Annotated in this window: 18 protein-coding genes; 16 read left to right on the top strand and 2 right to left on the bottom strand. The window is 37.3% G+C overall.

Going from position 1 to position 12921, the window contains the following annotated elements:
- Positions 1-53: 53 nt before the first annotated feature.
- The 4 genes from PYW32_RS13350 (at position 54) to thrS (ending at position 2927) form a co-directional block, all read left to right on the top strand.
- Positions 54-308 (top strand): DUF488 family protein, N3 subclade, encoded by a 255-nt coding sequence (locus PYW32_RS13350; protein WP_414841545.1) that lies wholly within the window; start codon positions 54-56, stop codon positions 306-308.
- Positions 254-406, top strand: a complete 153-nt coding sequence (locus PYW32_RS13305) for a DUF488 family protein (RefSeq protein ID WP_338070862.1) — start codon at positions 254-256, stop codon at positions 404-406. Before PYW32_RS13350 ends, PYW32_RS13305 begins: the two co-directional genes overlap by 55 nt.
- 35 nt (positions 407-441) lie before the next feature.
- Positions 442-618: a 2-hydroxymuconate tautomerase gene (locus PYW32_RS05540; protein WP_016175323.1), complete on the top strand. Its 177-nt coding sequence runs from the start codon at positions 442-444 to the stop codon at positions 616-618.
- Positions 619-989: 371 nt separating this feature from the next.
- The gene (gene thrS, locus PYW32_RS05545) at positions 990-2927 is read left to right on the top strand and encodes a threonine--tRNA ligase (protein ID WP_016175322.1); all 1938 of its coding nucleotides are present in this window, start codon (positions 990-992) and stop codon (positions 2925-2927) included.
- A gap of 161 nt (positions 2928-3088) precedes the next feature.
- On the opposite strand, the gene PYW32_RS05550 is transcribed toward thrS, so the two are convergent.
- Complete coding sequence (locus tag PYW32_RS05550) at positions 3089-3541, bottom strand: TetR/AcrR family transcriptional regulator (protein WP_016175320.1); 453 nt, start codon at positions 3539-3541, stop codon at positions 3089-3091.
- A gap of 384 nt (positions 3542-3925) precedes the next feature.
- On the opposite strand from PYW32_RS05550, the gene PYW32_RS05555 reads away from it, so the two are divergent.
- The 12 genes from PYW32_RS05555 to ribF all read left to right on the top strand — a co-directional run bounded on the left by PYW32_RS05555 (position 3926) and on the right by ribF (position 12633).
- Positions 3926-4183: a hypothetical protein gene (locus tag PYW32_RS05555; protein WP_016175319.1), complete on the top strand. Its 258-nt coding sequence runs from the start codon at positions 3926-3928 to the stop codon at positions 4181-4183.
- The gene (locus PYW32_RS05560; RefSeq protein WP_245558573.1) at positions 4114-4590 is read left to right on the top strand and encodes a carcinine hydrolase/isopenicillin-N N-acyltransferase family protein; all 477 of its coding nucleotides are present in this window, start codon (positions 4114-4116) and stop codon (positions 4588-4590) included. The genes PYW32_RS05555 and PYW32_RS05560 overlap by 70 nt, the downstream gene beginning before the upstream one ends.
- Positions 4591-4687: 97 nt before the next feature.
- The gene (locus PYW32_RS05565) at positions 4688-5125 is read left to right on the top strand and encodes a DUF4234 domain-containing protein (RefSeq protein WP_016175317.1); all 438 of its coding nucleotides are present in this window, start codon (positions 4688-4690) and stop codon (positions 5123-5125) included.
- Complete coding sequence (locus PYW32_RS05570) at positions 5110-5451, top strand: DUF2752 domain-containing protein (RefSeq protein ID WP_016175316.1); 342 nt, start codon at positions 5110-5112, stop codon at positions 5449-5451. The genes PYW32_RS05565 and PYW32_RS05570 overlap by 16 nt, the downstream gene beginning before the upstream one ends.
- 155 nt (positions 5452-5606) lie before the next feature.
- Complete coding sequence (gene rimP, locus PYW32_RS05575) at positions 5607-6080, top strand: ribosome maturation factor RimP (protein ID WP_016175315.1); 474 nt, start codon at positions 5607-5609, stop codon at positions 6078-6080.
- A 20-nt stretch (positions 6081-6100) separates the two neighbouring features.
- A complete protein-coding gene (gene nusA, locus PYW32_RS05580) occupies positions 6101-7243 on the top strand; it encodes a transcription termination factor NusA (protein WP_016175314.1) in 1143 nt (380 codons plus the stop codon).
- Between the two features lie 17 nt (positions 7244-7260).
- Entirely contained in the window at positions 7261-7557 is a 297-nt protein-coding gene (gene rnpM / locus PYW32_RS05585) for an RNase P modulator RnpM (protein WP_016175313.1), read from the top strand.
- Positions 7550-7852, top strand: coding sequence for a YlxQ-related RNA-binding protein (locus PYW32_RS05590; protein WP_016175312.1), 303 nt, complete (start codon positions 7550-7552; stop codon positions 7850-7852). Before rnpM ends, PYW32_RS05590 begins: the two co-directional genes overlap by 8 nt.
- Positions 7853-7864: 12 nt before the next feature.
- Positions 7865-10264: a translation initiation factor IF-2 gene (gene infB / locus PYW32_RS05595; protein WP_016175311.1), complete on the top strand. Its 2400-nt coding sequence runs from the start codon at positions 7865-7867 to the stop codon at positions 10262-10264.
- A gap of 27 nt (positions 10265-10291) precedes the next feature.
- Positions 10292-10639 carry a 30S ribosome-binding factor RbfA gene (gene rbfA, locus PYW32_RS05600; RefSeq protein WP_016175310.1) on the top strand — a complete coding sequence of 116 codons (348 nt, stop codon included), beginning with the start codon at positions 10292-10294 and terminating at the stop codon, positions 10637-10639.
- Between the two features lie 123 nt (positions 10640-10762).
- Positions 10763-11683: a tRNA pseudouridine(55) synthase TruB gene (gene truB / locus PYW32_RS05605; protein ID WP_016175309.1), complete on the top strand. Its 921-nt coding sequence runs from the start codon at positions 10763-10765 to the stop codon at positions 11681-11683.
- Positions 11684-11697: 14 nt separating this feature from the next.
- Positions 11698-12633 carry a riboflavin biosynthesis protein RibF gene (ribF, locus tag PYW32_RS05610; protein WP_016175308.1) on the top strand — a complete coding sequence of 312 codons (936 nt, stop codon included), beginning with the start codon at positions 11698-11700 and terminating at the stop codon, positions 12631-12633.
- A 44-nt stretch (positions 12634-12677) separates the two neighbouring features.
- Here ribF and PYW32_RS13355 read toward each other — a convergent pair whose 3' ends face one another.
- Positions 12678-12881: a DUF3923 family protein gene (locus tag PYW32_RS13355; protein ID WP_081633714.1), complete on the bottom strand. Its 204-nt coding sequence runs from the start codon at positions 12879-12881 to the stop codon at positions 12678-12680.
- Positions 12882-12921: the final 40 nt, after the last annotated feature.

The raw sequence follows: 12921 nt of genomic DNA on the forward strand, positions 1-12921 counted from the left end.
TCTATTCCCAAGAATCTCGTGACTTCAGCCATGAGAGGTTCAAGGGAAACTTAATGCTGAAACGAGCATATGACGTAGTAAACGTAACTGATGGCAAACGAATTCTAGTGGATAGAATTTGGCCGAGAGGGGTAAAGAAACGCTACAATTGGATTTGTGGGCGAAGCAACTTGCACCGACTAAAGCGTTACGTTAGGCATTTAATCACGAGCCTGAAAAATTTTCGTGGTTTACAGAACAATATCAAAAAGAATTGCAGCAAAATCCTGCTACGCCAGAATTTGTGTTCACTGTTAAGCAGTGGTTAGAAACAGCAAATGTTACCTTGGTTTATAGTGCAAAAGATCCCTTATTTAATCAAGCACAAGTCTTGCAGAAATTCTTACAAGAACAGCTTAAAACGTAGTATAATGAATGTACGTTTATGAAGGAGGAATTAGTATGCCATTTGTCCATATTGAATTGTTAGAAGGAAGAACACCTGAACAACTTGAAGCAATGATGAAAGAAGTAACTGATGCTGTGCATAAAACTAGCGGAGCACCGAAAGAAAATATTCATGTAATTATTAATGAAATGAAAAAAGGTACTTACGGAAACAACGGCGCTTGGAAATAATTTTGTTTCTTACTTGCAATTTTCTGTAAGAAGTGGTTAAATAAGACCATAATTGATTGATGAGAAAGACAACTGCACTTGAGAGTCTTCAACAAGAGAGGAAAAGCTAGGCTGAAACTTTTCTAGAAGAAAACCAAGGAATGACCACTTTCGAAACCTTTGTTGAAACAAAGGCGGTCGTCCCGTTATCACGTTTGAGGAACACATATATTTATTGTGTTCAAAATTAGGTGGAACCACGAGAGTATTCGTCCTAGTATCGCATAGCGATGCTAGGACTTTTTTTGTTGCAAGTCATCTTTTAAAGATGAAACAGGAACTTGTAATGTGGTTGGATTTCTTATCAATTAGTAATTGAAGGAGGAAATAGCATGTTAAAAATCACTTTTCCAGATGGCGCTGTCAAAGAATTTGAATCTGGAATTACAACAAAAGAAATTGCTGAAAGTATTTCTAAAAGTTTAGCTAAAAAAGCATTAGCAGGAAAATTCAACGGAGAATTAATTGACTTAGATCGTGCCATTGAAGAAGACGGGGCAATCGAAATCGTTACACCTGATCATGAAGAAGCTTTAGCTTTATTGCGTCATTCAACTGCACATTTAATGGCAAATGCGATGCGTCGTTTGTACCCAAGTATCCATTTTGGTGTTGGTCCAGCCATTGATTCTGGTTTCTATTACGACACTGATAATGGTGAGCAACCAGTAACAGCAGAAGATTTACCAGCAATTGAAGCAGAAATGATGAAAATTGTAAAAGAAAACAATCCAATTACTCGCCGTGTACTAACAAAAGAAGAAGCACTAGAATTGTTTGCGGGCGATCCTTATAAAGAAGAATTGATCAATGAATTACCAGCAGATGAAGTTATTACTGCGTATGAACAAGGGGATTTTGTCGATTTATGTCGTGGCCCGCACGTACCATCAACTGGTCGCATTCAAATCTTTAAATTACTTTCAGTTGCTGGGGCATACTGGCGTGGCAATTCCGATAACCACATGATGCAACGTGTGTACGGAACAGCTTTCTTTGATAAAAAAGACTTGAAAGAATTTATCCGTATGCGTGAAGAAGCCAAAGAACGTGACCATCGTAAATTAGGAAAAGAATTGGACTTATTTATGTTATCACCTGAAGTTGGTTCTGGTTTACCATTCTGGTTACCAAAAGGTGCTACGATCCGTCGCACAATTGAACGTTATATTACTGATAAAGAGATTAGCTTAGGTTATCAACATGTCTACACACCAGTTATGGCGAATGTAGAATTCTACAAACGTTCAGGACATTGGGATCATTACCATGAAGATATGTTCCCACCAATGGATATGGGTGATGGTGAAATGTTAGTCTTACGCCCAATGAACTGCCCACATCATATGATGGTTTATAAAAATGATATTCATTCTTATCGTGAGTTACCAATTCGTATTGCTGAATTAGGAATGATGCATCGTTATGAAAAATCTGGTGCATTATCAGGTTTACAACGTGTACGTGAAATGACCTTGAATGATGGACATACATTTGTTCGTCCAGATCAAATTAAAGATGAATTCAAGCGTACATTGGATTTGATGACTTCGGTTTATGCAGATTTCAATTTAACTGATTATCGTTTCCGTTTAAGTTATCGTGATCCAAAAAATACTGAAAAATACTTTGACGATGATGATATGTGGAACCACGCACAAGCAGTGTTGAAAGAAGCAATGGATGAATTAGAATTAGATTACTTTGAAGCAGAAGGTGAAGCGGCCTTTTACGGACCTAAACTTGATGTGCAAGTAAAAACTGCGTTAGGAATGGAAGAAACATTATCAACAATTCAATTAGACTTTTTATTACCAGAACGTTTTGATTTAACATACGTGGGTGAAGATGGTGAAAATACACATCGCCCAGTAGTTATTCACCGTGGTATTGTATCAACAATGGAACGTTTCGTTGCATATTTAACAGAAATGTACAAAGGCGCTTTCCCAACTTGGTTAGCACCAATTCAAGCAACAATTATTCCTGTATCTGTTGAAGCACACAGTGATTATGCGTATGAAGTGAAAGAAATGTTACAAACAAAAGGAATCCGTGTTGAAGTCGATGATCGTAATGAAAAAATGGGGTACAAGATTCGTGCCTCACAAACACAAAAAATTCCTTACCAAATCGTTGTCGGTGACCAAGAAATGAACGATGGCACTGTCAATATCCGTCGCTACGGTAGCAAAGAAACAGCTGTTCAACTATTACCAGAATTTGTTGAAGCAATTGTTGCTGATGTGAATAATTTTAGTCGTCAATAAAAGAAAAAGGGAGAAAAGCACATTTGCTTTTCTCCTTATTTTTTATGTGTGGCTAAATAAGTGGTCAATGTCACATCAATTGTCGATAATAAGTCAGTCATTTTTTCTTTAGGATAAGCAAAATCTGTTTCTGCCCATTGACGAATCACCGCAAAGCAACCTTATAAATGATATTGCGCTAAATAATTTAATTCTTCGGATACATCCGTCGTATTTAAAGCGATGCACCAACTTTTTAAGCAGGTATTTTTAAAAAGTAAAGTTAAACGGTCAAAAAAGCTATGTGTGACATGATTGCTAAACAACATTTTACAAAAATGTTTGTTTTCAGCAATGTAGTCAAATAAGATTTGGTAATAGATGGTAAAGTCCAATGAAAAATTCGTTTCGATTAATTCAGTTAATTCTGAAATCACCATATTTTCCATTTCTTCATATAAATCGTAAATATCTGCATAATGTGCATAAAAAGTGGAGCGATGCACATCGGCTTTGTTGGTTAACTCTTTGATGGTGATATGATGTACTCCTTTTTCACTAACTAATGTCGCAAGGCTATCTTGTAAAAGTTTTTTCGATTTTCTTACGCGACGATCATTTTGAGTAGCTGACATAAATTTTTCTCCTTAATCCGACAATAGACGTCTCGAATGTCGGCTAACCGACATTTCATCGTTGTATTGACCATTGTAGGTAATTATACGGTCATATTACAATAGAGAAAGGTGATTTTTATCGAGTAGATTATGCAGCGGATTATAAGCTAGATGAGGTTTTAGCACATGGAGTACGCGATGTGCGAGAATTAGAATCACTAGTGTCAGAACAAATTTTCTTTGGTTATCCTATTAAAACCAATGAAAATTTGTTCGGTTGTAGCGCCTTTGCTGTGGAAATACCTGATGGGAAACAACTTGTCGGACGTAATTTTGATTACGCAAAAGCAGGATCGTTACTGATTTATACGGCTCCTAAAAAAGGGCTATCGTGCGTATTCAATGGTGAATTTAGCACATTTAGGTGTTTCAAAAGAAGAAGGAACGATGCCAGAAACACTGATCGGGAAATTCTCCATTTTAGCAGTACCTTATGGAAGCGTTGATGGTGTAAATGAAAAAGGATTACGTGTTTCTGTACTAGAGTTACAAACGGAACCAACGAACCAAGAGACGGGAAAACAGCTATTATCACTACCGTTGCTGTACGAATGTTACTGGATAAAGCAGCTACTACTAAAGAAGCGATTGCTTTATTAGAAAAATACGACATGCATTCTTCGTCTGGAGTGGCCTATCACTTTTTTATCACCGATGTTTCAGGAGAAATCGTCATTGTCGACTGGGCTAATCAACAAATGAATGTGGTAGATACGAAAATGGCAACCAATTTCCAACTATCTCAAGGAAAAGATTATCAAGTAGGCATCGGTCATGATCGTTACGATAGTCTAAAAGCCACACTCCAAGAAAAAAATGGGGTTATGTCAGAAGAAGATGCCATGAATTTGTTAGAAAAAGTAAAAATCGAATGGAATGGCACTTGGGCGACAGAATGGTCAGTTGTCTATAATCTCGATGATTTTTCTGTCGCGATTAGTAATGATATGAATTACGAAAAGGTTCATCATTTTCCAAAAACAGAAGCGAAAACGAACGGACAATAATGAAATAAAACTAATTTTATTTAAAAATTTGCTTATTTTCTTACCAATTTGTTTGTTTCATTGTATACTAAATTGAAACGAATAAAGGAGAGAAGTTATGCAAAACAACCGTCTTCTTGGACGCGAGCGTTCAGTCTTATTAGTCTTAGTTCTAATTTTTATCACGTGTGGTATTTATTTCTTTGTCTGGATGTATCAAACAACGAAAGAATTGACAGAATATACGGAAGATTATCGTTTGAATCCAGCTTTAGCGTTAGTTTTTACATTTTTAACATGTGGTTTTTATACGCTGTATTGGTGGTATCGTATCAATGATTTGATGATGACAGCACAACATGAAACAGGGTATCAAGTGATAGCAGACAATAAATGGTTATTCATTTTATTTACCATTTTTGGGATTAGTTTTATCAACGTGGCGATTTTACAATCCGATTTAAACCGACTATGGGAGCGCGCCGCCTTAGCTGAAGAACCAGAAATTGCTGAAGCACCATTTAAAACGGATGATGACGAATGGACCGATTATTAATCTGTCCCTTTAAATGGATCACAGGGCTACCTTGTCCGGGATGTGGCATGACACGTGCTTGTCTTCATTTTCTATCAGGAAATATAGAAGAAGCATTTTATTATCACCCATTATTTTGGTTAGTGCCGATTGTTTTTGGTGTGGTCCTTTTTCAAAAGTATCCTTTGGTAGCTAAAATCTATCGTTTACCGTTCTTTTGGCGGAGTGCATTGTTTTTAATTATTGGTGTGTACGTCTATCGAATGGCTGCATTTTTCCCAACACAAGTACCGATGGATTTTGACACGCGGGCATGGCTTCCAAGACTTTTTGCGTTATGGTGGTAGGAAACACGCTGACGCGCGAAGCTTGAATTTATGCCAAAGTTATGTTATATTCATAAATGTAATGATAGTAGAGGTGAGTGAGGGCGAGTTTTTCCCTCACTCTTTTTATGGAATGAACTAAGTTTCATTCATTGAGATAAAGGAGGCGATAAATTTTGAGTACTGTGGTGGAAACTGTAACCGAGTTAGTAACCCCTATTTTAGAGGAACAAAATTTTGAGTTAGTAGAAGTAGAATTTTTGAAAGAAGGCAAGAATTGGTTTCTTCGTGTCTTTATTGATAAAGAAGGTGGCATTGATATTGAAGAATGTGCCTTTGTCAGTGAGCATTTAAGTGAAAAACTAGATAGCATTGATCCGGATCCGATTCCTCAAGCATACTTTTTAGAAGTCTCTTCTCCAGGAGCAGAACGCCCGTTGAAGAAAGAAGCAGATTATCAAAGAGCATTGGGTGAATATATTCATGTATCTCTTTATCAACCACTAGATGGAGAAAAGCAATATGAAGGATTTTTACAATCTTATGATGATGCGGAACTTGTTCTAAAAATTAGAATTAAAACAAGAGAAAAAGAAATTACTGTTGATCGCAAAAATATTGCGAAAGCTCGTCTAGCTATTCAATTTTAAACACGGAGGAATCAAAGACAATGAGTAAAGAAATGTTGAACGCATTAGATGCTTTAGAAGCTGAAAAAGGAGTTTCTAAAGAGATCGTTATTGAAGCATTAGAAGCAGCATTAATTTCTGCTTACAAACGTCATTACGGACAATCACAAAATGTAGAAGTGGAATTCGACCAGAAAAAAGGCAACATCCACGTCTATGCGGTCAAAGAAGTTTCTGAAGAAGTTATGGACTCTCAATTAGAAGTCTCTTTAAAAGAAGCCATCACAATCAACCCTGCTTACGAAATCGGTGACAGAATCCGTTTTGAAGTTACACCAAAAGACTTCGGACGTATTGCCGCACAAACAGCAAAACAAGTTATTTTACAACGTGTACGTGAAGCGGAACGTAACATTATTTATAATGAATTCAGCGCATATGAAAAAGACATTATGCAAGGAATCGTTGAACGTCAAGACAACCGTTACATTTATGTGAACCTTGGCAAAATCGAAGCTGTTTTATCAAAACAAGATCAAATGGTCAACGAATTTTATCAACCACATGATCGCATTAAAGTGTATGTTTCACGTGTTGAAAATACATCAAAAGGTCCACAAGTCTTTGTAAGTCGTAGTCATCCAGATTTATTACGTCGTTTATTTGAACAAGAAGTGCCAGAAGTGTATGATGGTATTGTAGAGATTGTTAGCATTGCTCGTGAAGCAGGCGACCGTTCAAAAATTGCGGTTCGTTCACATGATGCAAACATTGATCCAGTTGGAACCTGTGTTGGACCAAAAGGACAACGTGTTCAAGCGCTTGTTAATGAGTTAAAAGGCGAAAATATGGATATCGTGGAATGGAATGAAGACCCGGCAGTCTTTATTGCAAATGCATTAAACCCAGCAGAAGTTAGCGATGTTATTTTTGATGCAACAAATCCAAAAGCATGTACGGTAGTTGTACCAGACTATCAATTATCATTAGCGATTGGTAAACGCGGACAAAATGCTCGTTTAGCTGCAAAATTGACTGGTTATAAAATTGATATTAAATCAGAATCAGACATGAAAGATTTCTACGCACAACTAGATAACGATGGAATTGTGGAAGAAATTGATGCAACTATTGATGAAGCGGAAACTATTTTAAATGATGAAGCAACATCAGTAGACGAATAATATCTGGAGGGATTCTAATGAAAAAAAGAAAAATTCCTTTGAGAAAATCAGTTGTATCGGGTGAGATGTTTCCCAAAAAAGATTTGTTACGAATTGCCCGCTCAAAAGAAGGCGAAGTTTCAATTGATCCAACAGGTAAAAAACCGGGTCGTGGTGCATATATTGCCATCGAACCAAGTGAAGCACAACTTGCATGGGATAAACGCATTTTAGACCGTGTATTAGAAGCAAAACTAACGGATGAATTTTACCAAGAATTATTAGAGTATGTCACACATCAAAAAGCGCGTCGAGAGTTGTTTGGCAATGAATAAACAAAAAGCGCTCAATATGTTAGGACTAGCAATGCGTGCTGGTAAACTGGTAACCGGTGAAGAAATGACGATTAAAGATGTTAAATCGCAAAAAGCGAAACTCGTTTTAATCGCTCATGACGCTGGTAAGAATACACAGAAGAAAGTAAAGGACAAAAGTTCTTTTTATCAAGTTCCTTGTCTTGACCATTTCGACTCAAATGAACTGAGCCAAGCCATCGGTAAAGACCGAATGGTGGTTGGCATTCTGGATAGTGGATTTGCCAAGAGAATTGAGGAATTAATATTAGGTTAGGAAGGTGATTGCATGGGGAATAAAAGAGTATACGAACTTGCAAAAGAAATTAACAAATCAAGTAAAGAGATTGTCGATAAAGCACAATCACTAGGCTTTGACGTGAAAAATCACATGGGAGTAATCTCAGATAGTGAGGAGAAAAAATTGCGTCAAACATTAGGCGGAGGTGCAGCGCGATCAAATAAACCAGCATCCCAAAAACCAGGAAACCAACAAAATAACGCACAAGGCGAGAAGAAATTCCAATCGCAAAGAAATAATCCTAACTTCCAAAACCGTCAAAATCAAAGTGGGAATCAAAATCAAAACCGTTCAAACAATCAAGGACAACGCGGTCAAAACAATCAAAATCGTCCAAATCAAGGACAACAAAATAATCAAAATCGTCCAAATCAAAATCAAGGACAAGCAACAAGTCAAAACCGTCCAGCACAAGGGCAAAGCAATAATCAAAACCAAAACCGCTCAAACACTGGTCAAGGTCAAAACAACAACCAAAATCGTAACCGTAACAACAATTTCAATAATCGTAACAATTTTGGTGGGAATCAAAACCGTAACAAATTTAACAAAAAAGGCAAAAAAGGGAAACAACATCCACAATCGAATAAACCTGCTGTACCAGCACGTAAGTTCCGTGAATTACCAGAAGTATTAGAATATACAGACGGTATGAACGTAGCGGATATCGCGAAAAAAATCTATCGTGAACCAGCTGAAATCATCAAAAAACTCTTTATGATGGGTGTGATGGTTAACCAAAACCAACCATTAGATAAAGAAACAATTGAGTTATTAGCGACAGATTATGGAATTGATCCACAAGAAAAAGTTCAAGTGGATATTGCAGATATTGATAAATTCTTTGAACCAGAAGAGTTGAAAGAAGAAAATCTAGTTTCTCGTCCACCAGTTGTAACAATCATGGGACACGTTGACCATGGGAAAACAACCTTGCTTGATACTTTACGTCATTCACGTGTAAGTGTGACAAGTGGGGAAGCGGGCGGTATCACGCAACATATCGGGGCTTACCAAATCGATATCGATGGTAAACCAATTACTTTCTTGGATACTCCAGGACATGCGGCGTTTACAAGTATGCGTGCGCGTGGTGCAAGTATCACCGATATTACAATTTTAGTAGTAGCAGCGGATGATGGTGTTATGCCTCAAACAATTGAAGCGATTAACCATGCGAAAGCAGCGAAAGTGCCAATTATTGTAGCGGTCAATAAAATTGATAAACCAGCAGCAAATCCTCAACATGTGATGCAAGAATTAAGTGAATATGAATTAATTCCTGAATCATGGGGTGGCGATACTATTTTTGTTGAAATTTCAGCGAAATTTGGACAAAACATTGAAGAATTGCTAGAAATGATTTTATTAGTTGCTGAAGTGGAAGATTTGAAAGCAGATCCGACACAAAATGCAATTGGTACAGTGATTGAAGCTCGTTTAGATAAAGGCAAAGGCCCAGTAGCGACATTATTAGTACAACAAGGAACACTACATGTTGGTGATCCAATCGTAGTTGGTAATACGTATGGTCGTGTGCGTGTGATGACGAATGACTTAGGTCGTCGTGATAAAACCGCTGGCCCAGCGACTCCAGTTGAAATTACAGGATTAAATGATGTACCTCAAGCAGGTGACCGTTTTGTTGTCTTTGAAGATGAGAAAACAGCTCGTGCAGCCGGTGAAGAACGTGCGAAACGTGCATTAGTGGAACAACGTGCATCAAGTTCTCGTGTCACATTAGACAATTTATTTGAAAGCCTAAAAGAAGGCGAATTAAAAGACGTTAATGTTATTATTAAAGCTGATGTTCAAGGTTCTGCCGAAGCTTTAGCTGCTTCATTGAAGAAAATTGATGTGGAAGGCGTTCGTGTAAATATCGTCCATTCAGCAGTAGGTGCGGTGAATGAAAGTGATGTCACTTTAGCTGCAGCAAGTAATGCGATTATCATTGGATTTAATGTACGTCCAACACCACAAGCGAAACAACAAGCTGATGCGGAATCTGTAGACATTCGCTTACACCGTATTATTTACAAAGCAATTGAAGAAATTGAAACAGCGATGAAAGGAATGCTTGATCCTGAATTTGAAGAAAAAATTACAGGTCAAATGGTTGTTCGTGAAACGTATAAAGTTTCTAAAATTGGTACAATTGCTGGTTGTTACGTAACAGAAGGCTTTATCCGTCGTGATAGTGGCGTTCGTGTTATCCGTGATAATATCGTTATCTATGAAGGTGAATTAGCTAGCTTGAAACGCTTCAAAGATGACGCAAAAGAAGTGAAATTAGGCTTTGAATGTGGTGCGATGATTGATAAATTCAACGACATCAAAGTAGATGACGTAATCGAAGGATTCGTTATGGAAGAAATCAAAGCAAAATAATTACGTTAGAAAATAGGAGGTCTTCACATGGCCAATTATCGTGATCGTAGAGTTGCGCAAGAGATTTTGAAAGAAGTCAATCAAATCTTGCGAAGAAAAGTTCGTGATCCTCGTGTCCAAGATGTGACTATTACAGATGTACATGTGACCGGAGATTTACAACAAGCAACCGTGTATTACAGCATTTTATCTGATTTAGCTTCAGATAAACAAAAAGCGCAACGTGGGTTAGAAAAAGCTACTGGTTTAATTCGTCGTGAATTAGGTCATGAATTATCGCTTTATAAAACCCCTGAATTAATCTTTGAATTAGATGAATCTGTCGTATATGGCAACAAAATCGATGAAATGATTCGTAATTTAAACAAAGACTAAACGAGACGGAGACGAGACGACAGTGTTTCGTCTCCGTTTTTTGTTTTCGGAAATTCCATCATGCGCAAGAGAAGGCCAATATGTTATAATAATTGAGGTCAAAAAATAAATTGAGGTGTATCCATGAACGGCATTTTACCACTATGGAAAGAACGCGGCATGACGAGTCATGACTGTGTATTCAAATTAAGAAAAATCTTACATACTAAAAAAGTAGGGCATGGCGGAACGTTAGATCCAGATGTTGATGGTGTGCTACCAATTTGTATTGGAAAAGGAACGAAAGTCATTGAATTTCTTAGTGAATCAGGAAAAGTCTATGAAGGAGAAATTACTTTAGGGTTTAGTACGACCACAGAAGATGTTTCGGGTGAAATTGTGGAACAGCAAGCAATTAATACTCCTTTTTCTACTGAACAAATTGATCAAGCAATGCAACAATTGACGGGAGAAATTACGCAAATTCCACCGATGTACTCAGCTGTCAAAGTGAATGGGAAACGATTGTATGAGTATGCACGAAACGGTGAGACTGTAGAACGTCCACAGCGTAAAGCACAAATTGATGTGTTTGAACGAATGACAGAACCCATCTGGAATAACGAAACGAAAACACAATCGTGGCGTTTTCGTGTGGTTTGTGGCAAAGGTACTTACGTCCGCACGTTAGCAGTCGATACTGGCAAAACATTAGGTGTGCCAGCACATATGTCGGATTTAACTCGCACCGCTAGTGGCGGTTTTACCAAAGAGCAAGCAGTAACTTTGGCGCAAGTCGCAGAAGCAATGGAAAAGAATGAACTGGGACAAATTTTATTGCCAATTGAATTTGGAGTAAAAGATTTTCCACGCGTTGATATTACTGAAGTTTTATGGAAAAAGGTCAAAAATGGGATGCGTTTGCCTTATGAAGAATTTGGTTTCACGCAAATGCCTACCACAGCTTTTGCTGTCTTTTACCAAGAAAAAGTCGTTTGTTTATATCAACCACATGAACGACAAAAAGGGATTGTCAAACCTTTAAAAGTATTACAAACAGAGTGAGGAGAAAAAATAGAATGAAAGTAATTGAAATTCGTCATCCTTATGAAAAAACAATGATTCCAACAGATGACGTTGTCTTAGTGATGGGCTTTTTTGATGGTGTGCACCGTGGGCATCAAAAAGTGATTCAAGAGGGAAAAAAGATTGCTGATGAAAAAGGATTGAAATTAGCAGTTATGACCTTTAATCAACATCCATCCATTGTGTTCCAAAAAGTCCAACCTGAATTAATGCGTTACTTAACAAGTTTAGAACAAAAGAAACAGTTGATGGAAGAACAAGGTGTTGATTATTTATATATCGTGGAATTTACATCGGCTTTTGCAAGTTTGAAACCACAAGATTTTGTTGATCAGTATATGGTTGAATTAAATGCAGCTTATGTTGTGGCGGGCTTTGATTACACCTATGGACCCAAAGATGTAGCAAATATGGCTTGTTTAGCAGAGTATGCTAAAGGACGTTTTGATATTTTAACAGTTCCTAAAGAAAGTTTAGAAGAACGTAAAATTAGTTCAACGCGTATTCGCGAAGATTTAGATGCTGGTCGTATGGAAGAAGTGACGGAATTGTTAGGGTATATCTATGAAATCGATGGGACTGTTGTTCATGGTGATGCTCGTGGACGTACGCTAGGTTTTCCAACTGCCAATATCAAAACAAAGAGTACCACTCGTTTACCCAAAGAGGGTGTGTATGTCACAGAAATAAAAGTTGGCGATAAATGGTACCCATCGATGGGATCAATTGGTCATAACGATACCTTTGAAAAAGGACGTCAATTGACAGTCGAAGTCTATATTTTGGATTTCAAAGAAGATATTTATGGTGAGCATGTTAGTGTACGCTGGAATCATTTTTTACGTGATCAAGTAGCCTTCGATGGTGCCGAAAGTTTGATTAAACAATTGCGCCAGGATGAATGTGATACACGTGACTATTTTGAATGAAAATAAAAAAACAGGGTTGATTCGGCGAATCAATCCTGTTTTTTTTATCTTTTTTGTTTATTTCTTAAACTCAGTCCCCAGGTAAATTGACAAAGAAAAATAAATAGAAAGAAAATAAAAAGCAAAATGAAAGAAATCATTTGGAGTTCTACTGTCTGAATCGTGCCAGCAGCTTCCGATTTGCGAAAAAGAGTATACCCAACTGTTACAACAAATAAAATAGACCATTCTGAATATAGGACATTAATTGAACAATTTCATCATTTGCACTAAGCTAAACATCAATTG

The organism is Enterococcus saccharolyticus subsp. saccharolyticus (assembly GCF_029023825.1).
Taxonomy (GTDB): domain Bacteria; phylum Bacillota; class Bacilli; order Lactobacillales; family Enterococcaceae; genus Enterococcus_F; species Enterococcus_F saccharolyticus.